This is a genomic window from Levilactobacillus spicheri DSM 15429 (genome assembly GCF_001435095.1).
Lineage (GTDB): Bacteria > Bacillota > Bacilli > Lactobacillales > Lactobacillaceae > Levilactobacillus > Levilactobacillus spicheri.
The window spans coordinates 564,140-587,545 of sequence record NZ_AZFC01000035.1; the positions used below are offsets into that span (position 1 = coordinate 564,140).

Annotated in this window: 17 protein-coding genes and 1 CRISPR repeat array; of the genes, 6 read left to right on the forward strand and 11 right to left on the reverse strand. The window is 52.0% G+C overall.

The window, feature by feature from the left end:
* Window positions 1-130: 130 nt before the first annotated feature.
* The 7 genes from FD37_RS11410 to FD37_RS11440 all read right to left on the reverse strand — a co-directional run bounded on the left by FD37_RS11410 (window position 131) and on the right by FD37_RS11440 (window position 12,556).
* On the reverse strand, window positions 131-1,072 hold the full coding sequence (locus tag FD37_RS11410; RefSeq protein WP_056965352.1) for a glycosyltransferase family 2 protein: 942 nt from the start codon (window positions 1,070-1,072) through the stop codon (window positions 131-133).
* 217 nt (window positions 1,073-1,289) lie between these two features.
* Entirely contained in the window at window positions 1,290-2,609 is a 1,320-nt protein-coding gene (locus tag FD37_RS11415) for a hypothetical protein (RefSeq protein ID WP_082605187.1), read from the reverse strand.
* Window positions 2,610-2,938: 329 nt separating this feature from the next.
* Window positions 2,939-5,962, reverse strand: a complete 3,024-nt coding sequence (locus FD37_RS11420; RefSeq protein WP_056965354.1) for a YfhO family protein — start codon at window positions 5,960-5,962, stop codon at window positions 2,939-2,941.
* Window positions 5,963-6,231: 269 nt separating this feature from the next.
* Entirely contained in the window at window positions 6,232-7,602 is a 1,371-nt protein-coding gene (locus FD37_RS11425) for a hypothetical protein (RefSeq protein ID WP_056965355.1), read from the reverse strand.
* 148 nt (window positions 7,603-7,750) lie between these two features.
* Window positions 7,751-8,920 (reverse strand): GW dipeptide domain-containing protein, encoded by a 1,170-nt coding sequence (locus FD37_RS11430; protein ID WP_235807871.1) that lies wholly within the window; start codon window positions 8,918-8,920, stop codon window positions 7,751-7,753.
* A gap of 385 nt (window positions 8,921-9,305) precedes the next feature.
* Window positions 9,306-10,835: a hypothetical protein gene (locus FD37_RS11435; protein ID WP_056965357.1), complete on the reverse strand. Its 1,530-nt coding sequence runs from the start codon at window positions 10,833-10,835 to the stop codon at window positions 9,306-9,308.
* A gap of 314 nt (window positions 10,836-11,149) precedes the next feature.
* Window positions 11,150-12,556, reverse strand: coding sequence for a hypothetical protein (locus FD37_RS11440; RefSeq protein ID WP_056965358.1), 1,407 nt, complete (start codon window positions 12,554-12,556; stop codon window positions 11,150-11,152).
* A 594-nt stretch (window positions 12,557-13,150) separates the two neighbouring features.
* Between FD37_RS11440 and FD37_RS11445 the strand changes: the two genes are divergently transcribed.
* The 4 genes from FD37_RS11445 to FD37_RS11460 all read left to right on the forward strand — a co-directional run bounded on the left by FD37_RS11445 (window position 13,151) and on the right by FD37_RS11460 (window position 17,903).
* Window positions 13,151-13,384, forward strand: coding sequence for a hypothetical protein (locus FD37_RS11445; RefSeq protein ID WP_056965359.1), 234 nt, complete (start codon window positions 13,151-13,153; stop codon window positions 13,382-13,384).
* A 489-nt stretch (window positions 13,385-13,873) separates the two neighbouring features.
* On the forward strand, window positions 13,874-14,350 hold the full coding sequence (locus tag FD37_RS11450) for a hypothetical protein (RefSeq protein ID WP_056965360.1): 477 nt from the start codon (window positions 13,874-13,876) through the stop codon (window positions 14,348-14,350).
* A gap of 39 nt (window positions 14,351-14,389) precedes the next feature.
* Complete coding sequence (locus FD37_RS11455) at window positions 14,390-14,866, forward strand: hypothetical protein (protein ID WP_056965361.1); 477 nt, start codon at window positions 14,390-14,392, stop codon at window positions 14,864-14,866.
* Window positions 14,867-15,060: 194 nt separating this feature from the next.
* Window positions 15,061-15,883: a CRISPR direct-repeat array (repeat unit 28 nt; unit sequence GGATCACCCCCACACGTGTGGGGAATAC).
* Window positions 15,884-16,382: 499 nt separating this feature from the next.
* A complete protein-coding gene (locus FD37_RS11460) occupies window positions 16,383-17,903 on the forward strand; it encodes a DUF5776 domain-containing protein (protein ID WP_056965362.1) in 1,521 nt (506 codons plus the stop codon).
* A gap of 340 nt (window positions 17,904-18,243) precedes the next feature.
* Here FD37_RS11460 and FD37_RS11465 read toward each other — a convergent pair whose 3' ends face one another.
* Window positions 18,244-19,455 (reverse strand): aminotransferase-like domain-containing protein, encoded by a 1,212-nt coding sequence (locus FD37_RS11465; RefSeq protein ID WP_056965363.1) that lies wholly within the window; start codon window positions 19,453-19,455, stop codon window positions 18,244-18,246.
* A 162-nt stretch (window positions 19,456-19,617) separates the two neighbouring features.
* On the opposite strand from FD37_RS11465, the gene FD37_RS11470 reads away from it, so the two are divergent.
* Window positions 19,618-20,526, forward strand: coding sequence for a LysR family transcriptional regulator (locus tag FD37_RS11470; protein ID WP_056965364.1), 909 nt, complete (start codon window positions 19,618-19,620; stop codon window positions 20,524-20,526).
* A 103-nt stretch (window positions 20,527-20,629) separates the two neighbouring features.
* Here FD37_RS11470 and FD37_RS11475 read toward each other — a convergent pair whose 3' ends face one another.
* The 3 genes from FD37_RS11475 to FD37_RS11485 all read right to left on the reverse strand — a co-directional run bounded on the left by FD37_RS11475 (window position 20,630) and on the right by FD37_RS11485 (window position 21,737).
* Window positions 20,630-20,863 carry a DUF2922 domain-containing protein gene (locus tag FD37_RS11475; RefSeq protein WP_056965365.1) on the reverse strand — a complete coding sequence of 78 codons (234 nt, stop codon included), beginning with the start codon at window positions 20,861-20,863 and terminating at the stop codon, window positions 20,630-20,632.
* A 20-nt stretch (window positions 20,864-20,883) separates the two neighbouring features.
* Window positions 20,884-21,090, reverse strand: coding sequence for a hypothetical protein (locus tag FD37_RS11480; RefSeq protein ID WP_045806330.1), 207 nt, complete (start codon window positions 21,088-21,090; stop codon window positions 20,884-20,886).
* Window positions 21,091-21,185: 95 nt separating this feature from the next.
* The gene (locus FD37_RS11485; protein ID WP_056965366.1) at window positions 21,186-21,737 is read right to left on the reverse strand and encodes a helix-turn-helix domain-containing protein; all 552 of its coding nucleotides are present in this window, start codon (window positions 21,735-21,737) and stop codon (window positions 21,186-21,188) included.
* Between the two features lie 293 nt (window positions 21,738-22,030).
* Here FD37_RS11485 and FD37_RS11490 point away from each other — a divergent pair, with 293 nt between their 5' ends.
* Window positions 22,031-23,074, forward strand: coding sequence for a hypothetical protein (locus FD37_RS11490; protein WP_056965367.1), 1,044 nt, complete (start codon window positions 22,031-22,033; stop codon window positions 23,072-23,074).
* Window positions 23,075-23,406: the final 332 nt, after the last annotated feature.

Below are 23,406 nucleotides of genomic sequence, written 5' to 3' on the forward strand. Positions count from 1 at the left end.
CCCAAAACCTCTAGCTTTTGCCGATATGCAGAACTGCCACCCTCGGATTCCAACACAAGGTATGCTAAAAAGAGCCACCAATTGGTGACTCTTTTTAGTTTGCCCTTTTTTCTGTTAGAGCAACGCACGCTTAGCGTTCCTCACGAACCAAATACTGTGGTCGATGCTTGGTTTCCAGATAGATCTTACTAATGTACTGACCGAGGATGCCCAAACAAAAGAGTTGAATCCCACCAATCAACAACATAATCACCACTAACGACGGCCATCCAGCGGCTGACCCACCAACCGTGAGCGCCCGCACCATTACGATGATCAAGCCAACCAATGACAGCAAGCACGATCCGCTGCCGACCCAGGTCGCCAACTTCAACGGTACGTCCGAAAAATCGATGATTCCCTCAATCGAGTAAGCAAACAACTGTCGTAAGCTCCAATGTGTCGTTCCCGCTGCCCGGGGCTGGCTTTCATAGGCTAAATAGGTTGTTTTAAAACCGACCCAGCTAAAGAGCCCCTTGGAAAAACGATTAAATTCGGGCAACTCAATCACGGTGTCCACGAATTGGCGGGTCATTAGGCGATAATCACGGGCATTCGGCTCGATATGGACGCCTGAGATCCGATTAATTACCCGGTAAAAACTGGTCGACAGAAACGCCCGTACCCGGCTTTGACCGCGTCGTTCACGTTGAACCGTCCCCACACAATCGTAGTCTTCTGCCTCTATCATCTTCAGCATCTTGGGCAACAACTCCGGCGGATCCTGCAAATCAACATCCATGACCGCCACATAATCCCCCGTGGTCGCTTGCAGCCCCGCCAGTAGTGCCGATTCCTTCCCGAAATTCCGTGAGAACGACCGATAATGCACGGTTTTCGTATGTTCCCTGTGCAACGCTTGCAGCTCCGCTAAGGTATGATCCGTCGAGCCATCATCAACAAAGACGTATTCCGGTATGATCTCGGTCCCAGCCAGTGTCATTTGATGAAAAACTTCCTTCACCGTTCGATAAAATAGTGGGATCGATGCCTCCTCGTTGTAACATGGCACAACTAAACTCATCTTTTTCATTGACTATAAAATCCTCTTCCCCGATAAAAATAACGCCTCTAAATAATCACCATTGGGTTAATAATAGCGTTGTTATGTATTATAGCATAACTATCTAATCCACTGTAGGAACGTTTAGAAGGGTGGCTCCTTGATGCCACTCAAAAAGACTCCCCAGGCGGGATTCATACCACCCTACGGGAGCCTTTCATTCGCTTACATTAAGCCATCATGTCAGTCATTCCCCAACGTAATCCGTATTCCCACTATCCGTCGTAGTGGATGGGGCAGCCCCCGTCTTCGTCGTGACCGTGTAGTAAGCTGTTACGCCGTCACCATACTTCGCACTACTATTAGCCGACTTCGTGGTGGTGGCATCAAACGTGTAAACCTTATACGTCTGATTGCCATCCGCATCCGTTTCAGTCGCTCCGGTCAAGGTCTTCAGCTTTCCAGACGTAAAGACCGTTGCCGTACTAATGTCGATGGCATCATCCGCATCCCCAGTAAAGATCTTTTGTTCACTGGTCGTCAGTGATGGGAAGGCCTTCGCCGCTAAGCTGGCAGCGGTAATCGTTGACGTATCCGTCGTTGCCGACCCTTCCGCCTTAAACGTGACTTTGGAAGTAGCGGCCTTGGCCACCTTGACTTGAATGGTACTGCCATAAGTGGCGCTGGTCAGGTCGGTATCACTCACCGTGTAACCGGATGGCACGTTTGCACTTACGAACGTATTCAGGGAACTCAAGTCGCTCGTACTCAAAGCATCTCCCTTAGTCGTCCCGGTCGTTGACGTGACCCAGTCGGACGAGGACCCCACCGAATTATAGTTGGCATCCACGTACTTGACCGTCACACTGTTATTATCGGTCGCGGTCGTCGCTGGTGCCGTGGTCGTTAACCCACCGGCGTAGATCCAGCCAGATACCGATGAATCTGCCGTATCGGTCACGTGATAGTAGAGTGACCCTTCACGCGTCTTGGTGGCCGCCTTGTCAATCGTAAATTTGTCCGTCTTCACCGCGCCTAACAGGCTCACCTTAGAGGCCTTGTACTGCGTATACTTCGGTGCCGTCCACAGCGTGTTCGTCGACGTGTCTTTCAGGTAGTAGTTGTTGACTTGCGTCGGTAAGGAAGCCGTCGTTGTGGTGTTCGCGGACTTGATACCGCCGGCGAAAGTCGACGTACTCTTACCGCCATAGACGTACCCACGATACTTGCCGTCCATGGAGACGACCTTGTAGTAGACCGATCCTCGGTTAGTGGTCTTCACCCCGTAAGCCCGAAAATAATTAGCCGATTTTTTCGAGGCGGCTAAGGTCTTCATGGTCGCTTTCGACGCCACCACTTTGGCCCCCTTGACCGTTCCTGGCTTGCTATACAGGGCGTTGGTCCCCGTAGACGCAACGTTACGACTCGTGGCCGCGGCCGTCAACGTCTTATAAGCCCCAGCAGTCGCATAGGACTTGGCGCTTGCGGTGGTTGATACCGCCGCCACGGCACCAAAACTCAAAGCCGCTAACCCTAAGTATAATGATTTCTTTAAACGGATTTGCATCATGAAAGTCTCCTTTTTGAGGTAACGTACTCGTTCCTAAGAACGCCACCAGTATAGCAAAGATAACGGGGATTCATCGCATCGTTAAAAATCCTTAATCTGTTTAAGATTCGTGCTCTGGCGGCGGTCCCCTCTTAGATTGCCGCATTACATATTGACTACCTAATCGGTGAACACGCACTGACTGGTGGTCGTCCCGTAAAAAAACCGTTCATCGAATCATCGATAAAATCCGCCGTCCTACCCTAACCTTTTCTTAAAGCAACAACGGGCATCCACTCATGGCAACCAAAAAAGCGCCCACCAGTGATTGCATGAACGCTCCTAACTCATTCGTCATTTTTTCGCCAGCGTCGAGGCCCTAGTAGGATCCCCACGATGACCAGTCCCCCGATTACCGATAACGTCAGTCCCACACGCAACCCGGGCGTCCGATAGGTCAGCTTGACCGTATGGGTTCCCGCCGGCAGTCGCGCACCGACGAACCCCACGTTAACGACCTGTGTAGCCACCGACTGCCCATCGACCGTCAAGTGCCAGCCCGGCGAGTAGGGAATCGACGTTGTCAACACCGTCGCTTGCTGGGCGGTCGCCGTCCCCGTGACGCGATTATTGTGTACCCGCAGGCCCCGCAACTTCTGATGCTTCAGCTGCTGCATCCGGTGCGTGTAGGCCTTTCCCAGCGGAACCGCAATTAGACGGGCGGACTTGAACGTCAGTCCCTTGACACCGCGGAAAGTCACCTTAATCGTCTTCCGGGGCTGCTTCGAGTATCCCAGGTTCAGCAAGACGCGGTGCTTGGGCTGATAGTCGGACAGATTCGTCTGTCCCAACTGCGAATAACCGGTAAAGTTCTGGAAACTAGTCACGTTGACCGTATAGGCCCCGTCATTTTGGTTCCAGAGAACCCGCCGTAGGGTATTCAACCGCTGAATTCCCGTAAACGCCCGGTTTCGATAAGCGTTCGTCGCGGCCTGTCCCCGATACTTATCCTGCATGGACAACCGTTGGGCGTTAATCCCGCTCAATTCCAAGTACAGTTCCGTCTTGGCCGTACGTTGTGACTGTTGCGTCTGCAACCGATACGTCACCGGCTGGTTCTGGTTGTCGCTGATCATGGCCGCTAGCCCGTCCCGATTGGCCTGACGATTCGTCGCCAGGGCACGCCGGTTTTGGTTAGCCAGCCGCTTCAAGCGGGGGCGGTCACTTCGCAGGTTCACGGAGCGATCCTGATTCTTTTGTCGCAAGGACGTTGCGGTCGTCGTCACCAGTTCCGGATCTAGCTGGTTCCCCTGTCGCCGGTACAGCTTGACCTTAGCCAAGCTATCAATGACCGTCGTGGGATCCTGCTTGACCGTGTACTTGATCTGCCGATTAGCCGAACGGTACTGGGTCACCGGGAGACCGGAGACCTTATCAGCCACCAACGCTCCGGTCGTCAACGCTTGTTCTTTATCGGTCCCATCCAGACGAGCGAATTGCCGGGAATCCAGCGTTTTCGCCTGTAGATAGGCCAGGGGCAACGCATTTTTCGACTGGTACAGAATCGTTCCATAGTTGTTCCCAAAGCTGTGCACCGGTTGATCACGGTAAGTTAACACGTTTCCGTTCCGGCGTTTAACGACCCGATACCCATACGGCAAAGCTTGCTTGCCCCGTTGATTGGTTCGCGCAAAAAGATAACGCACGCCTAAAAGGTTACTCAGGGTGGTCCGACTATCCGCTTGGTTAATGGGTTTGTTCATCTTAAACTGCGAATTGCCAACGGCCTGACTAAAGTCTCCCACCGCTCCGTTCTCAATGGAGAAGTACGACATGATGTCGTGTGTGCCCAGATTCATTCCCAGATTGGTCTTCGCCTCATTTGAATAGTAGTACTGGTTACTGAGTACACTGCGACTAAAGCCCGGTTGCCGGCGCACGTACTTCTGCGCCCCATCGTAATAGGTCTGCTGAAACTTGGTCGCCACCCCGCGGGGCGTCAGCTGTTGACTGGCCCCACCGGCATTCGGGCTGAAGTACCCGTACCCGTTGGCGACGATGTTCAAGCTGAGAAGCCCCAAGAGGCCTAGTAACGTCTGCCGGCGTGACCAGTGGGCGACTCGGGCCGCCAAAATCAGCAGTAACGTCAGCAGTAAGAGGCCGTACAGCACAAAGTCGTGCGGTCGATTCTGGTAAATGAACCCGTTCGACACCCAAACGGCCCCTAACAGCCCCAGACTGGCCCAGAGCAACGTCACCAGGTCGCGGTGGGTCAAGTCCGTCAAATGGTCCACAAAGGTCATCACTGCTAGACTAAAGGCCAAATTCCCCAACAATAACCACCGTTGGGAGGGCGTCGTTCCCCCATTCATCACGGCTGCCACCGCTGGCAACAAGGTTCCGCCGATTAGGAGGAGCACGCCAATATTAAGCCACCGGTACTGGCGAAAGTGCCGGAGCGTGTACACGACGCTCAAGAAGGTCAGTCCCGTCAGGCCCAAGTTCACCCAAAAACTCATCGGGTTCCCCGTCGTCAGCACGGCGTTAGATAATCGCAGGTAATAACTGAACGGATATAGGAGATAGCCGTTCGCAAAATGCCCCGTGGCGCGTGTCGATTGAAGGACACCCCAGACGGAGGGGATAAATAGCACTCCGGCCAATAAAAACCCTACGACGCCGGCACCAAACAACCGCCCCAAAAGAGGCCTGAAGGGAACGACCACCGTTTTTCGGACGGTCAAGTACCGTAAGACGGCATAGACCAGACTGCCAATGGCCAGGATATAGGCAAAATAAAAATTCCCCACCAGTGCAAGTGCGGTGAAGCCGGCCAAGGGCAACCAGCTCTTCCCCCGATAGATGTGGTCAATCCCGTAGGCCAACAGAGGAAACAAAATCATCGGCAACAGGAAAAACGGGTGCCGAATGCTCACGTATAGGGAAAATCCCGTAAACGTATAGGCTAAGGTCCCGAACAACTGGCTCCCCGGCTTAAAGTGTCGCTGTCGAGCAAATAGCATCAGGGCGAGCCCACTAAAGTACAGCCGAACTAGCACCAGCAGATTGTACCCCATCTCAAGGTGCGCTTTAGGAAAGAACCAGATTAGGTAGGCGAATGGATCACCTAACACGTAATACGAGAAGGTGGTGACCTTATCCGCTCCCAATCCCAGTGACCAGTCCCAGCCGGTCAAGCTCCCCTGATGGAGCCACTCATAAAACTTTACAAGAATGGGGTAATGTTGCGCCAACCCATCCCCTTGCCAAATAAACGATTTCCCCGTTAACATAAAAATCCCATAGAGCACTAAAACCAACCCCGCAAAACAAACGGTATAGGCTCGATAGGGATGCTTCCCGATCTTCATTAAATTCTCCTCTTCTAAATCTTCCCCTACTTAATCTCACAACTATGTAGTTCTTCAAAATAAATTCATTAAAAACATTGACAGGTGCAAGTCATTTCACCTGCGCTGTTTATAAAGCCAATAAACATATTAACACACGTTGATGGTATCGGCCAACTAACCAGACGGTTGAGCACTCGTCCCTCCCCCCATTTTCCATTTCGAAACCAAATAAAAAACGAGCAAGTTCATCGTGAACTGCTCGTTTTTGAAATGATTGTGATATTTAATTAGCCAACGTAGTTTGTGTTAGCCGTCGTGGTTGCTTCTTTAGGCGTATCAACTGGTGAAGTCCCCGTCTTAACGGTGCTAGTGTAGAACGCCTTGGCATTCTTCGTCGTACTGTAGTTCCCAGCAAGGGCACTGCTGAAGGTGTACTCCGTGTAAACCTTCGCACCCGACTTATCTGTGTAACTTGGCGTGTCTAACGTCGTCAAACCGTTAGCGGCCAAGTAGCTTTGAAGGTCGTTAGCCGTGTAAGCGGCATCGTTAGCACCCGTGAAGCTGGCAGACAACTTAGGAAAGGCTACGGTCGTTGCGTCAGCCGTCTTATCAGTCGTGTAGACCGTTAAAGGCGTCCCCTGTTGTGACAGATCACTCGACACACCGTAGAAACTGATCTTGGTGTCAGCGTTAGTGTTCTTGGTGACGAACAAGGTGATCGTATCACCCGTCTTAGCAGCGGAAACTGCCGCTACATTGACAGAATCGCCAGCAGCGTACGTGTAGCCGGTCCCTGATAAGAGGGCCTTACCCCAGTCATTGGTGGCCTTCGTCTTAACGTCTTTTCCAACCGCCGTACCAGTTGCCGTGGAAAGCTTACTGTCAGAATCCGCCTTCAAGCCTGCTAAGGTCGTTTCCTTCACCAATGTCCCATCGGTGGTCTTGAATTGAACCTTCACGTCAGTCTTGGCGTCGAACGTGTCTTGGGTGGCCGTAACGGCACCGCTGTAAATCCAGCCGCTAACGGATGGGTTCGTGGCGTCTTCCACGTAGTAGTAGAGCGAACCTTCGCGCGTCTTAGTGGCCGCCTTGGTGATCTTCAACGTATCCTTGGCAAATGGCGTGGTGTTCTTCACCTGCTTGGAAGCCTTGTATTGCGTGTACTTAGGTGCGTTCCACGTAACGTTGGCCGTCCCCGGCTTTGCAAAGTAAGCCGTCGTGTTAGCTGGCAGTGCAGCATCCGTCATGGTGTTAGCGGATTGGATACCGCCAGCAAAGGTCGTGGCGCTCTTCCCACCGTAGATGTAGCCCCGGTACTTGCCGTTCATGGAGACGATCTTGTAGTAAACGGAGCCCTTGTTGGTCTTAGCCACGGCGTATGCACGGAAGTAGTCCGCCGACTTCTTGGAAGCGGCTAACGTCTTGACCTTGGACTTGGACGCAACGATCCGCGCACCCTTGACCGTCCCTGGCTTGGAGTAGATGGCGTTCGTTCCCGTTACCTCAACGTTACGAGTCGTAGCATCCGTCTTCAAGTTTTGCGTCGAAACGACCTTTGCCTTACTCTTGGCACTGGCGGTCGTCGAAACCGTGGCAACGGCCCCGAAACTCAAGGCCGCTAAACCTAAGTATAAGGATTTTGCTAAACGTGATTGCATAAGTTATTCTCCTCTGGATAATGTTAGTTTTTAATAATCTTCACTAGTATAACAGATTGTTCCCCACAAGTTTACTGAATTTTGCATCTACGCAAAACAAGACCAACCTCACCGGATTGGCCTTGTCTCATCATTTCTTCAATAAAGCTTAGTAGGCTTGGAAAACACCATTGTTCAACGTGCCTTCGGTCGCCTGATAGTAAACGTTCGTCGTCGTATTCTTCATCCCGAAGACGGCATCCTGTGCCGTTACCAGGTCATACTTGTACGCCGTCGTACCGTTAGCCGTCGGCAGCGGAACCGTAAAGCTCGCTAACTTATCCGTCTTGAGCTGCTTAACGATTTCGCTTCCCTTAACGCTCTTGCCATCGGCCTGGTTAAAGAAGGCGTCCTTTTTCAGTACGTCTTGCACTTTGGCCGTGTGCCAGTTGGTCGTTAAGAGGTTTTGCAGATTGCTCTGATCGTTAACATCGTTGTTGTAGACTTTTGCTTGCAGGTTCAACGTCGTTGCCGGATTTTGAATCAGGTAAACGACGACCGAACCGCCCTTGCTGACCGTGGCACTGGTCCCTAGACCGGAATACGTGTAGCCGACCGGCAGATTGGCGTTAGCCAGTTGGATGGCTTGGTAATTGGTCACGGAAGTCGTGGCCCCCTTCGGCAACGCAACGACCTTATTAGAGACCGCCTCGCCCGTCGCCTTGTTAACGAACTTCAAGGTGATGCCGTTTTGTGGGTCGATAGCATCCTTGTCGCTCACCTTCAACGCGTCCGAGAAGATCCAACCGTTAACCTGCGGATTCTGGGCATCTTCCACGTAGTAGTACAACCACCCTTCACGCGTCTTGGTGGCCGCCTTGGTAATCGTCAGAGTGTCCTTGGCGTAGGGCGTGGTGCTCTTGACCATCTTCGTCGACTTGTACTGGGTGTACTTCGGTGCCGCCCAGGTCACATTCTTGGTGCCGGGATTAGCGAACGTCGCTGTCTTACTGGTTGGTAAATCAGCAGCGGTCATGGTCTTAGCGGGTTGAACGCCACCAGCAAAGGTACTGGTACTGTTTCCCCCGTAAATGTATCCCCGGTAATGACCACTCATGGACACAACCTTGTAGTACACGGAGCCCCGGTTGGTCGTAACGACCCGGTAAGCTCGGAAGTAATCAGCTGAAGACTTGGAATTAGCCAAGTTTCCAGCAGTGTACTTCGAAGCAACGACCCGCGCACCCGCGGCGGTCCCTGGCTTGGTGTAAATGGCATTACTCCCCGTTAATTCAACGTTTCGGGTGGTTGGATCACTCGTCATCGTTGAATTTGACACAACGTAAGCCTTGCTCTTAGCGCTAGCGGTTGTGGAAACTGACGTCACAGCTCCCAAACTTAAAGCGGCTAATCCAAAGTATACGGATTTAGCTAAATCTACTCGCATAAGTATCTCCCCTTATCTGTATTAGTAAGCTAATACATGGGTATTATAACAAATTAAGACCCATAAGTTCAGTGACTTATCAGAGCGACTAGACAAGATTGGAGAGTGAACGCTGCCCATGATGCTGCCGTAACGACTAGCATTGGGACACTCTACTCTGTTAGATCCTAACAAAAAAATCTGCCGCGCCCAATGAGCGTGACAGATTCTTTTGGATTACATACATTATATTGGAACTACTGGATTTTTAAAGGTAATCCAATCCTAATATCTATGCTTAGTTAGCCCAACCACTGTTGGTACTAGTCGCTGGCTTGTCATATGCAGAGTTACCAGGCACTAATGTAGCCGTGTAAATTGCCGTAGCTGATACGGTGGCGTGGTTATCATCCTTAGCGCCAAAGACCCCATCAAATGCACGTGCAAACTTGTATTCAACGTGGTATGGCGTATCTTTCAGTGGAGTATCAACTGCAGAAGGAGCAGATTTACCATTGTCTCTAGGGGTGACTTCTGCTTCTTGCTTAGTTGCAGAAACATTGGCATCATCCAATGCTTGTTCTAAAGTAGCACCTTTAACCATGTAGAACGTCTTAGTGCTTAACGTACTTGCATTGTTAGAAGCCAAGTTTGCTTGCACATCGGCACCAGTATAGTTTACACCGTTAGTACCGCTAAATGGTTTCGTTAACGTAGGCATTACAACAGTAGTTGCAAATTTCTTTGCTACAGCGTCATCAGTAGCCTTGATTAGTGGAGTAGCTTCTTTAGTGCCCTCATCTTTGTATGCCTTAATAGCAGTAACTACTTGGTCACCCTTCTTAGCATATAAAGTCAAAGTTGATCCGGCAGCAACCTTAGAGTTTAAGTTAACCGTATCAGTGGCAGAAACAGCATATCCAGTTCCATCAAGTGCCTTCTTGACAGTAGCTGCAAAGGTCGTTGAAAGCGTAGTAGGTGCAGTCGTTACGCCGTTGTGATCATACAAAACGCCATCCTTAACAATCGCACCCTTAGCATTGGTTTGGACATCTTGGTTGAATGACTTGATGGTCTTACCACTTAAATCAACGATATTAACTTTGATTTGAGTTGCTTCGTTCAACGCATTCGTTTGCGTCAAGTTAGAAGCTAAAATCCAACCATCAGCCTTAGTGTCCTTGGTGTTTTGGTTCTTGATGTGAACCCATTGGTCGCCTTCACGCGTCCGGGAACCAGCTTGGTCGACGGAGAACGTAGCATCCTTGTAAGCAGTCGTGTCTAAGATGGCACGGCCAACCTTGTATTGCGTCCAGGCTGGTTGGGTGTAAGTGACACCGTCTAAACCAGTCCCGGCGTTCTTCAACTTGAAGGTACCGTTCTTTTGATCATCAGTAACCGTTCCAAGCTTGAACGTGTCGTAAGAAGTTAACCCACCAGCAAAGGCAGACGTGCTCTTACCACCATAAACCCAACCACGGTAAGAATGCTTGTCAAAGGAAACCACCTTGTAGTAGACGGAACCACGGTTCGTGGTAGCGACACGGTAAGCACGGAAGTTCTTGTGAGAACTCGTGGAGTCCTTCAAGTTCTTAGCCGTTTGAGTGGTTGCGACGAGCTTGGCACCCTTAACAGTCCCAGGCTTTGAGTAGATGGCGTTAGCACCAGTCAAATTGATATTACGAGTTTCGGCTTTAGTCGTCAGAACCTTGTCAGACGTTACCTTAGCCTTGCTTGCGGCTTGGGCCGGCGTTGAAAATCCAGCTGCTGCCCCTAAACTAATAGCAGCTAAACCTAAATACAACGTTTTCTTCAAACTAGATTGCATTATATATATCTCCCCATAAATATAGTATTTTGGTACGGGGATAGTATACCAAGCTCCCTTACAATCAAAAACCTTTATCTCCACTTTTCACTAAATCCGCTATGAATTAGTTTATAAAAAGAGAGGTCAATCCTTGCTACTATAGCCTTTCGAGGCTCTCAAATTTAGTTAACAGCTCATGTCAGTTATTCCCTGTTTAACTTCCTCAGTTGATTTTGGCCCGTTCTACCGCACTTTCCAGCCCTGAAGATAAAAAAAGAACCGATCCACGCCGGACCGGTTCCCTGAAATCATCTATGCCACTTAATCTGAAATTAGCCGATGTAGTTGGTGTTTCCAGAGTTAACAGTCGTCGATGGTGCAGCGCCGCTAACCTTCGTCTGCGTGTAGAACAATTGCAGTTGGTCACCGAACTTAGCATTCGCGTTGGCATCTTTGGTATCCTTAGCGTCAAAGATGTAGTCGTAGTGGTAAGCCTTACCTTCAGAATCCGTTTGGGTTACCCCAATTAGCCGATAAAGCTTATTAGCACCGGCAACTGACGGATTTTCAGCGAATAAATCGTTCGTTGTAAAGTCCCGCACTGGATTACTCGTTGCCGAGAGGACCGACTGCCCAGCCTGCCCCGCAAAGATCGATTGTTGCTTAGCATCCAAGGATGGGAAAGCGCCGTTGTTCAAATCAGCTGCGGAGAAGGTCCCAGTATTGGTAATCGCATCACCTGTAGTCTTAAAGGCAACCTTCGAAACAGCGGCTTGAACGACCTTAACTTGAACAGTACTACCGTAAGTTGCGGATGAAATCTTACCAGCAGTCGGATCAACCATGTACCCAGTCGGCACGTTGGCTTGCGCGAAGGCATTCAACGCAGTCAAATCACCGGTCTTGGCAGGTGTATTCCCAGAGGCAGCCACGTCAGCAGACAATGTTTGTCCCGACTTGGTCCCAGTTGCGGCCGTGATAAAGGTCTTCGCGGATCCAACCGGACTGTAACTACTGTCGACGTACTTCACAGTGACACTGTTATCCGCAGTCGCGGTTGGCGCTGGCGTGGTGTTGCTCAGGCCGCCCGCGTAGATCCAGCCGTTAACGGAGTTGTTGCTGGCATCGACCACGTGATAGTACAAGCTGCCTTCACGGGTCTTGGTTGCAGCTTGGTCGACCGTGAACTTATCAGTCTTGGAAGCCCCGTACAAGCTGACCTTCGAAGCACCGTATTGGGTGTACTTCGGCGCAGTCCACAAGGTGTTTTGCGAGACGTTCTTCAGATAGTAGTTGTTGACTTGGGCGGGCAAATTAGCCGGTGTCGTCGTGTTGGCCGACTTGATGCCGCCAGCGAATTCACTGACAGACTTCCCACCGTAAACGTAGCCACGGTACTTGCCGTTCATGGTCACAACCCGGAAGTAGACGGAACCCCGGTTCGTGGTCTTGACCCCGTAAGCCCGGAAGTAGTCTGCGGACGACTTCGAGGATGCTAACTTTGCCATCGTGGCTTTAGAAGCCACGACCCGGGCACCCTTCAAAGTCCCTGGTTGGTTGTACAAAGCGTTGGTCCCGGTTGCCGCGACGTTACGCTTAGTGGGGTCTGTCTTCAGTGTTTGGTAGGCACCGGCAGTAGCATAGGACTTAGCTGAAGCAGTCGTGGAAACCGTTGCAACGGCACCAAAACTTAATGCAGCGAGGCCCAAGTAAAGAGACTTCTTTAAACTTGATTGCATAAATTTCTTCCTCCAAACATAATGTATGTAATCTATCAAGCAAGAATAGTATACATTAAATTAGAAAATTTGTTAAGATTTAATTCTTAAGCATCCTAATTGGTGTTGTCTATCCCTCAATTACAACTAAAATTATAGCCAGTCTTCGGTAATTAAACAAGGAATACGCTTTAAATGTAGTTCTAATGAAACAATAAATGGTTTTCTGTAATATCACTGTCACATAAGCGGTGAGTTGTTCCCTTTTTGACCATTTGGACGGCTTCTTAATAAGTTTACTTATTCGCAACCTTTTAAAGCGTCATTAAGGTAAGCGTCTTTACTTGAGCTTTGCCGGTTTGGGCGTTAGACTAGCTTTATCAAACGAAAGGGGGTGATGCTTTTTGGCTATTGGAAATAGTCTTAAGGTCATCGCTTCCGCGGAGAACGGAAACGATTAACCTTCAAGCGAGGGGTCGGCAAATGATCTGTCGGTCCTTTTTGTTTGTCAAAATAACGGGATTCGTTAATTAGTTGAGGTATCCCTAATTTTATTCTCCAATATGTTGTAACTTGTTCCCGCATCCCCTATAATGCGAATTGGAGGTGCGGGATATGTTAACAATTTATGTTGATCCGAAGAAGCAAGATCAAGTCGTTCGCCTATCTGATCAGGACCGCGGTTACCTAGCCGTGACCAAAACCACGGAGGGCCCAGTACGGTATACCTTCACGTTCACGGGTCACGCCCATCCAAGTTTCTGGCACGATGGCGCGCTGAGTGACGGCCTAGAAGAGACCGTGCAAAGCATTGACGGCACCCAGAAGTACCAGATTCTCTTCCGTTGATGCGTTGATTTGTCGGATTTAATTCGTCGACCATTGCTTCCGAGACATCAGCCCATCAACGACTGATCCAAATTCCCCGGTAACGCCCTATCAGCCACGCGTTACCGGGGAATTTTGTCATGTTGATTCTTACTCGGCAACCGTGCTCTCTACCGGTTACCATTAATTTTTCACTGATATTTTATTTGGCTGGCTTGATGACGCCTCTTCATTTAGTTCCCCAGGTACTATCATCCCTGTAACTAATTATTCCAATATATTAATGAAGAAAATGATCACTGAAATTCTAACAGACCATCAAGAAAAAACGACTCTCCTGATACCATCTCAGCATCTGTCACTAAATCCAACGACAGTTTATACCGACCTATTCAGCCAACAATCAAGTCATTCTCAGATTTGTCCCGTCTGAAATATCCCTCCAAACTTTCCTATCCCTTCCCCTCAAAAAACGGTATACTAAAATTAACATCGGGGAGGAAAACATTTATGAAATTAACTGTTCGCAAATTAACTTTAGGTATTCTCGCCTTTACCGTTATCTTCATCCTTTGGGGTGGAACATCGTCGTTTGCCGCTAAACTGGCCACTACCCCGGCCAGTATACGTGGCACCTGGGTCAAGGTGGATAATAACGGGGAGATTCACCACGTCTTATCCATTAAGAAGCACGCCGTCACCGACGCCTACCTCAATAGCCAGGGGGATGTGGCGCTAGGGCGTAGTTGGGTCACCGGTCGGTCTTTTGGCAAGAAGAGTGTCCTGTACGTCTCACGTCGTTCGGCCGCTGGCTACTGGACCATTGGTCAAATTGGCCATCCCAAGCACCAATTAAAGCTACAGCGGGTTCCAGCATACAAGCACGTCAAGATCATTGCTGCCTACAGCACCAAGACGAAGCCGCGACACACGTTTTACTACGAGAGCAAATCGTTCTCTAAGTACGTTCAGAGTTTAGAAAAATAGATGACTCGTCCTTATCATAAATAAAGGGAGATACATACCATGAAAAAGAAGACCGTTGTTAAGTTATTGATCATTGCCGCATTTTGTCTCATCGGTGTCTCCATCAATCAATCCAGTGCCGATGCTGCCTCCTGGCACAAGGGAACGCCTAAGGTCTTACGGGGCACTTACCAAGGTAAGCGAACCAGCTCAGCTGAGGGATTCGGCTACTTTTACAAGATTGCTAGCAAGCACTACATCATTCAATATTCCAATATGTCCCAAATAAAGACGGTCAATCTTAAGTATAAGAAGCTGCGGACTCACGTCTACCGTATCGTGGGCCATACCCAAAAAAGTGGCATGGTCTTAGGCGGTCATAGTGACAGCGTTCTTTACCGTAAGGGCAAGTTGTTACTACTCACCGACTATGCTTCCTACAAAAAAGAAAAGATGAACGCCTTCAAGTACAGCTTGAAGAATCCCGCTAAGAAGACCACTCACATTAAAGATGGTGGCGCAATCGTTCATATGTAAACCGGAAACCCGACCAGTGGGTTTATTGATTCAAAACGACAATAAATAGCCTAGAACTCCTTATCGTTAAAGCGATGGCGGGTTCTAGGCTATTTTCGTTAATATTCCAAAGGTGGTCACTTTTGCTTCTGAGAAAATTCCCCCACATGCGTGGGGAATACTTACCCTTAAGACCGCTGCTACTGACTGTAACCGGGTCACCCCCACACGTGTGGGGAATACTTGATTAAGCTGGCATCCATGGCCGCCGCCTCGGGATCACCCCCACACGTGTGGGGAATACCCATCTGAAGGTGTCCCGCATGTCCTCGAACCAGGATCACCCCCACACGTGTGGGGAATACCGGCGTGAGACCGGGTCAGGCTTGCCGTTATCGGGATCACCCCCACACGTGTGGGGAATACTCAGGATAGTTGGCCGGGTCATGGCTGACCTGGGGATCACCCCCACACGTGTGGGGAATACCCCCGAATTTTAATCAACTTTGTGAATTTATCAGGATCACCCCCACACGTGTGGGGAATACATTTCCACACCGTTTTTAGCGGCGAACGCTCTAGGATCACCCCCACACGTGTGGGGAATACTCAATGATGGTCTTAAAGATAACGACAATCACAGGATCACCCCCACACGTGTGGGGAATACAAAGACGGGTTGGAGGTCCAACTCGGAGACTGGGGATCACCCCCACACGTGTGGGGAATACTTGATTCGTTCGTCCAACGCCGTCGTGTAGGCGGGATCACCCCCACACGTGTGGGGAATACACCAGAGCTTGGTATCGAACCATGTACGGGTCGGGATCACCCCCACACGTGTGGGGAATACGACAAGGAACTGGCTTTAACGGTCTCTAACTTTGGGATCACCCCCACACGTGTGGGGAATACGTATCACGCTGTACCGTCAGACGATCCTGTCCGGGATCACCCCCACACGTGTGGGGAATACCAAAGTGGTGTTGTCGACGTATTCGCCCAGCAGAGGATCACCCCCACACGTGTGGGGAATACACTAAGTAAATACCGTTAAATCAACGTTTTAGAAATCATCATTGCCGTATTTTCATTAACTTACAATTTACTACATTCATCATACGCCCGTATTAGCCCACCAGCAATTCTAATCACATCTACCCAATCAGCATTTAATCGCTTCATTGAAAAATATCGTGCGCTCAACCAGTCAATGAAGGGGGAATATCTAATCGAAAACAATCAATTTTTCCTGACCGTGACCCCACTTTTGTCAAAACGTCCCCTAAACGGAACCGTTTGAGCGCTCTAATTGATCAATTGAATATATACTATAATTGGTGTTATCAGTTAATGTTTAATTATTAAATATAGGAGGAAGTGAAATTAATCATCTATAAATTTATCTTTTGAGGTTCCTTCTGAATCAATTCTTACATAGTCACTGCTTCAGAAGCACCGACGCTGTCGCCAACCCCAAAGATTCTCAAAATGTTTCAGTTAGTCTACTGACAGACATAAATTAAGGGGTGAAATCATGAAATTATCTAGAATTTTAAAAATGCTACTTTTAAGCATGGCCCTCATTCTCTCTTTTCTAGCCGTCCCACCAATTTCGACTCAAGCCTCAACCGATGGCAGTACCATCGTAGAGTTTTATGGTCCAAATCAACCTATCGTGGATGGCAAAAACTACACGCAGGCCATCACATTTTTACCAAACATTACTGAACAGTCATCTGTTAGTGATCTAACCGATGACCAACAAGTTCCTGACTCTATCGTCGCTATGCTGCCGATCATGAACCAACTGGCGAACAATTACCTGACTCCCGCCCAATTTATTTCGGCTGTCAAAAATCAGCTGGGAGTGACATACGCCGAAAGCGACATCACTGAAAGTACAGAGGTTTTCCAGGGTTACTCCGTGAACGATGGTGAAATAGCCAAATTACCAACCGAAAAACTCACCCTTTTAAAAGAACCAAACATTTACTACGTCGTCATCCCCGCCCACAAGAACAATTCGGCTGCAACTAAAACTGTGACCGTTAAAGATGTTGCGGGTAACGTTCTCGAATCTCGTAACGTCACTGGCAATATTAACGACAGTGGACAATTTATTTTGAATGACAGCTACTTTACGGATAGTAATGACGCATTGGTCACCTCAAATCATCAACTAGTGACCATCACCCCCAATGACTATCTAAAGAAAAAGCTCAATCTCTCGCTTTATGGATTTGATCTCACATTAGATGGACAGACCAATACTACCTACACGCTGGTTCCGAAGACACCCGTTGCCGTCACAATTCACTACCGCTCCACGACCGGCAAGACTCTCGCGGCGGATAAGACCGTGAGTGGGGTTACGTTAACCCAACAAACTCTCGCGGCGCCAGCAATTAAAGGGTACACTGCCAAGGCCCCGACGGCCACTATCACTTTTGGGACCGATTCTGATGCCACCTTTACCTATACCCAAGATGCCGCAACATCGAGTAGTAGCTCCTCAGCTGTAGTGGATTCGTCTTCGTTTAATTCATCTTCTTCAGTTACCTCATCCTCTTCAACCGCCTCAACATCGTCAACGACAACAGCACCGACCAAGGTCTTTCAGCCAATTCAAATTTATGTAAAGAAGGGGCTCTATACTTATCAGCACCCGACCTTTAAGAGGAGTGAGCGGGTTCATCACTTTGCTGAGCTACCGCAAAAAGGACGGATATTTACAGTCGTGGGAACGGCTAAATCTAAGTCCGGCATTCTCCGCTACCAGTTAAATAATGGCACCTATATCACGGCCAATTCTGACTACGTTGCCAACCTTTACTGGCAAGGCAGCAGCTACACTAAGCTGAAGGTTACCAACACTAAGGGTGCTTACCAGTATCGGTCAGCGACCCTGGCTAAGAAGAACCGCGGCAAGTTCTTGAAGAAGGGAACCACGGTCAAGGTCACCAAGCTGGTTCGCCGAGGAACAATGACCCGGTACCAGTTAGCGAACGGACAGTATTTGACCGGGAATAAAAAGGTCGTTTCAATGGCGAAATAAATTTTCAATATATAAAGGCGTCACCATCCGGACTGAATGGTGACGCCTTTGTCGTTATTAGACCCCCCACATGTGTGGGGAACACTGAAAGTTAGCTTTATGGCCGTTAGTAGACATAGGGTCACCCCCACACGTGTGGGGAACACTAACCCAATCCCGCTAAATCAACATTTTAAGAATTCTAATTGTCGACTTTTTATCAACTTACCTCACTGCATTCATCATACGCCCATCCCACGTCTGCCACAATCCTAACCGTCCCCACCCCATCAGCAGTTTACCCGAAAAAGTTACCTAAAAAAGGCTAGCCAGAGGACAATCCTCTGACTAGCCCTTCTGTTTACAGCACCGGATTCAACGCATGCACCGCCGCCTTCAGCTGGTCGCCCAGCCGTCGCATCCCGCTGTCGATGGTTTGCGGGTCCAGGCCGCTGAAGCTCAGCCGCAGGGCGTTGTGCACGTCGCGGTTCGGGTAAAAGTTCGTCGCCGGCACGTAGGTCACGTGGGCCTCCGGACTAATGACGTCGCGCATCAGCTGCTCCGCGTCGATGCCCTGCGGCAGCGTGACCCAGTCGAAGAAGCCCCCCGCCGGTCGCGTATAGTGGGCCTCGTCCGGGAAGTAGGCCGCCAGCCCGCGCAGCATGGCGTCCCGTTGTTGCCGGTAGTGGGTCGTCATGTGAGCGATGTGCTGGTCGATGTCGTTAGCGTCCATGTAGGCGTTGATGGCCGCGTGGGTCACCCCGGTCGCCTCCAGGTCACTGGCCAGCCGGACCTTTAAGATGGCCTGCAGGATGGCGCCGTCCGCGACCAGCCAGCCGGTCCGCAGCGCCGGCATCAGGATCTTCGAGAAGCTCGACAGGAAGATCACCCGACCCTCGGTGTCAAAACTCTTGATGGCCGGCAGCGGGGCGTTTTCGTAACCCAGGTCCCGGTACGGGGTGTCCTCCAGGATGACAAAGTTGTAGCGGTTGGCCAAGGCCACCAGCTGTTGGCGCTTCGCCACGCTCATGGTGATGCCGGTCGGGTTGTGGTAATCCGGCACGGTGTACAGGAGCTTGATGCTCGGGTGGCGTTTCAACGTGGTCTCCAGGGCGTCCAGGTCCAGGCCGTCCGCCTGCAATGGCACCGCGTGGTAGTGCGGCTGGTACAGGTCGAAGGCCGCCAACGCCCCGATGTAGGTCGGCACCTCGACGGCAATGTCGTCGCCGGGGTCCAGCAGCGCCTTGGCCACCAGCTCGATGCCCTGCTGCCCACCGACCGTCAAGACGATGTGATCGGCCGTGGTGGTCACCTGCCCCCACTTCGCGATGCGGGCCACCAGCTTCTGCCGCAGCGCCGGGTTCCCCTGCGCGGACTGGTACTGAAAGAGGTGCGCGCCCTGCGTCTCGATGGCGGTGTTGAACGCCGCCTGGACCTCCTTGACCGGGAACAGCTGCTCGTTCGGGCTCCCCGCCGCAAAGGTCACCGCCGTGGGATCATCGTCCTGGGGAAACAAACCGGATAACGCCGATGAAACGTCTGGGTTGACGCGTTGCGCTAATAATTCTTTCATTGTAAGACACACCTTTCTAAGTCGGGTCGCTAGCCGGCCTAACCGTTCTTGTGGACTATCGCCTTTCTGCCTAGTATGATAGAATACTTCTGATGGAAAGTACAATTTATTCATCACGTTTTTACGTGAACTTTATTCAACTTTAAACAGGAGGTGGCAACCTTGCTTCCGTTTGCCTACCGTGTCTTTCAAGCAATCATCCAAGAACATACCTTTTACCGCGCCGCGCAGGTCTTAAACGTGACCCCCTCGGCCATCAGCCACTCGGTCAACCAGCTGGAAAAGGAGCTGGGCTTCTCCCTGTTCATCCGCAACCGCTCGGGCGTCGAACTGACCCCCGACGGTCAGGCCGTCCAACCGCTGATCCAGGCGATCATCAACGCCGAGGACCGGCTCGAACAGGCCGCCGCGAACATCAAGGGGCTCAACGCCGGGTCGGTGCGGCTGGGGGCCTTCTCCTCGGTCTGCATCAACTGGCTGCCACCCATCATCCAGAACTTCAAGCAGGACTACCCGCAGATCGACATCAACGTCGAGCAGGCCGACTTCAGCAGCATCGCCTCGGCCGTGAAGACCGGGCGCCTGGACCTCGGCTTCTCCGCGCTGCCGGTCACCGAGAAATTGACGGTCCTGCCGCTGGTCAAGGACGAGATCTACTGCATCACGCCCAACGACTTCATCCCCGCCAACCGGACCACGGTCACGGCGGCCGACCTGGTCGACCAGAACTTCATCCTGCAGCGGGGCGACTACGATAAGGACACCAAGGCCGCGCTAGACCACTACCAGATCCAGCCGAACGCCCTGCGCTTCTCCATCGACGACCAGTCCATCCTGGCCATGGTCGAGGCCGGCATGGGCATGGGCATCCTGCCCGAGCTGGCGCTGGAGCGCATCAGCGGCGACGTCAACGTCTACCCGTTCGACACGCGCTTCTACCGGACCATCTGCCTGGTGGTCAACAGCGAGCAGGCCAAGGCCCCGTCGACCGCCAAGATGATCGACGCCATCACCGATTACGTCACCGTCAAATACCCCGATAAGGTGCTGCAGCACCCGCACGTGGGCTAAAACGCCAAAGGCCGACCACTCCAGCGAGTGATCGGCCTTTTTGACGGTTGTTTTCAAAACTTTGCCTTCCGATTAACGGAACTAGTCTTTAGACCGGCGCGCGTTAGGCGACGGGTTCGGGCGTGGGGTCCAGTGGCGTCTTGGTGGTCTCAACGACCGCGGCGCTGACGGGGGTGGCGTACAGGGCCTGGTTCCCCTTGGCGAACAAGTTGGCGGCGGCCATCTTGCCCATCACCGCGTGCACGTCTTCGGCGGTCAGGTTGTCGGCCACGTACTTCAGCCGCAGGGTCTTGAGGTGTAAATCGGAACTCTTAAAGGTCAGTTCTAAGGTTTTCATCTAATCTTCTCTTCCTTTCGTTAGGCGGCAGTGGCAACGTCGTTCATGGTGGTGACGGTCGCGTGACGGAACGGCAACCCAGTCAAGCTGGTCAGGTACCCGCCGAACGCCTCGATGGCTTCCGGCGTCGGGTTCGCGATCCCGTTGGCGAGGACGACTCGCACGGGGTGAGCCGCGTCGTTACCAAGGATGAACGTGATAGTGGTTTTCTTCCAGTTGCTTTGCATGGGTGAATCTCCTCTCGTGAACGTAATGTGGTAAGTGATTGGCCAACCCTTACACCCCTACTAACGAAATGCCGGGGTCATTTGTCCGCCCTTTTTCACTTTTTTTGAAAATACCGGGCCAACCGTCGCATGACGGCCGTGCGCCAGCGGTAAACGGTCGACCGCCCGACGCCGTGCCGCGCGGCAATCTCGGCGATCGACCGGTGGTCCAGCAGGCGTTCTTTCAGATACCACCACTCGCCGGCGGTGCCGTGGGTCGCCACCAGGGACAACAGGTGCCACTGCAGATCAGCGGCCTCGACCGTGACCGCGAAATCCACGGGCGCGGGTTGCTCGCCGATGACCGTGGTCGGGTCCCCCGTAAGCTGCTGCTCCGTGCGTTTCCGGTCGCGGCGCAGGCGGTCGCTCAGGCGCCACTTCACCCGCTGGTAGGCGTAGGCCAAGAAGCGGTGGGGCTGGGCGGTCGGGTCCCCCTCGTAGTCGTTATACAGTTGAATAAAGATCAGCCGGCCCTCCTGGAGGTAGTCCTCGTAGTCCGGGTGGGCGGGGGTCAATCGCAAGTGGCGAACGGCAGCGTAAATGATCCGTTCGTGATCTTCGGCAAAAAGGAAGTCGCAGGCGGCGGTGTCTTGAGGTGTGGTCATCATGAATCATCCCTTCAGGTGTGATCCATAGCGCTATGGTCACCGCCTACTCTACTGAAATCCGCCGCCACTGGCGAACCCGCGGCAGCTGCCAGTTAACCGGAGATTAAGCGGTTTCGTTAATGAAATATTCGTAAAAAGCGACCACCGAGCCGGCCGACCCCCATCGGCCCCACCCCGTCGTTTTAACGGTTTATTCCCCGAAGAAGACCATTAAGACCCCAAATTAATTTTAAAAAGTGGTATAAATAGAAAGGAGGCCCCTCGGGACCAGCATCATCAAAGGAGTGGAAACCATGCATCAATCAATCTGGCTCACCGCCACAGCGGCCATCGCGGGGCTGCTGTTCGCGGGGACGTCGGCGAACGCGGCCGTCAAGACCAGCACCCAGCACGGCAACGCGCTGCGGCCCTACAACGTTGCCAAGTACACCACCGTCAATAACCGCAATATGCACGTCAAGCGCACCGCCTTTACCGGTACCGGCAGCACGGTCAGCAGCGCTAAGGGTAAGCGGGTCACCTTCAAGACCGACCTCTTATTGCCGTCCCATTACAACGGTCGGCTCTGGACCAACCCGCAGAGCCTGGTCATGACCCCTTCCGGCAATACGCTGTACGTTCTGACCACCAACCACCATGACCAGGGCTTCATCACCCGGTACAACCTGGCCGGCCTCAAGCGGTTGGGCATCACCGCGCAGAACGCCCCTCGGCTGGCATCCGCCACATCCGGCGACCGGGCCATCGCCAAGAACGTCCAGGTCGGGCCGATGTTTTCCTGTGGGCACGGGCAATCGCTGGCCCGCAACCCCAAGAACGGCCAACTCTGGTTCGTCGGCGCCACGGCCATCCATAGCAACGTCCAACGGGTCAGTCCCCAAACCTTAAAGCCTGTCAAGCGGATCAACTTCACCCTGAAGAGCACCGTGCCGATGGGCGAGAACCTGACCTTCGACAAGCGCGGGCACGCGTACTTCTATACTTATTCCAACGGCGGCTGGGCGCCCAAGGGCTGCGTCAAGCTCTACCAGGGCACCCTCACCAACCAGTCCGTCAAGTTCCACCTGATCATGCAGGGGCTGCGGCATAATCCCGGGACCAAGAGCCAGTCGCTGGCCTACAACGCCAAGCGCAACCGCCTGTACTTCGTCAGTGACAGCAGCATCGCCTCGATCCCCGTCAGCAAGCTCGGCCACCTGAAGGCGAGCGACGTCGAAGCCACCAACTTCAACGGCCACCGCGAGTTCGAGGGCCTGCAGTTCACCCGCAACGGGACCGGCTACCTCCTGACCAACCGCCCCGCCCAGGTGATGAAGACGACCAGTCGCCATTACTAGGCCCTCACCGTCAAACGCCCCCATCCAACTCCCGGATGAGGGCGTTTTGGGCCGTTTTCCCCGAGAACGCCAAAAAGGCCACTGCTCATCCCTAAGCAGCGGTCTCCAAAATCGCTTGACGGGGACATGATCCCATCGTCCCCGTCGGTATGCTCGGCACCGCGGTCACCCCCGGCGCCGACTGAACTTGCCGCGTCGGCTAGTCAGCGGATCGGGCCGTTCCCGGTGAACGACTCCGACCCTAACGACAAACTCGTGAGTCCCCACTGACTAACCTCAACGACACCCGCGACCGGCTTGCTAGACCACCGGCCCCGGTCCGCCGGGTTCCC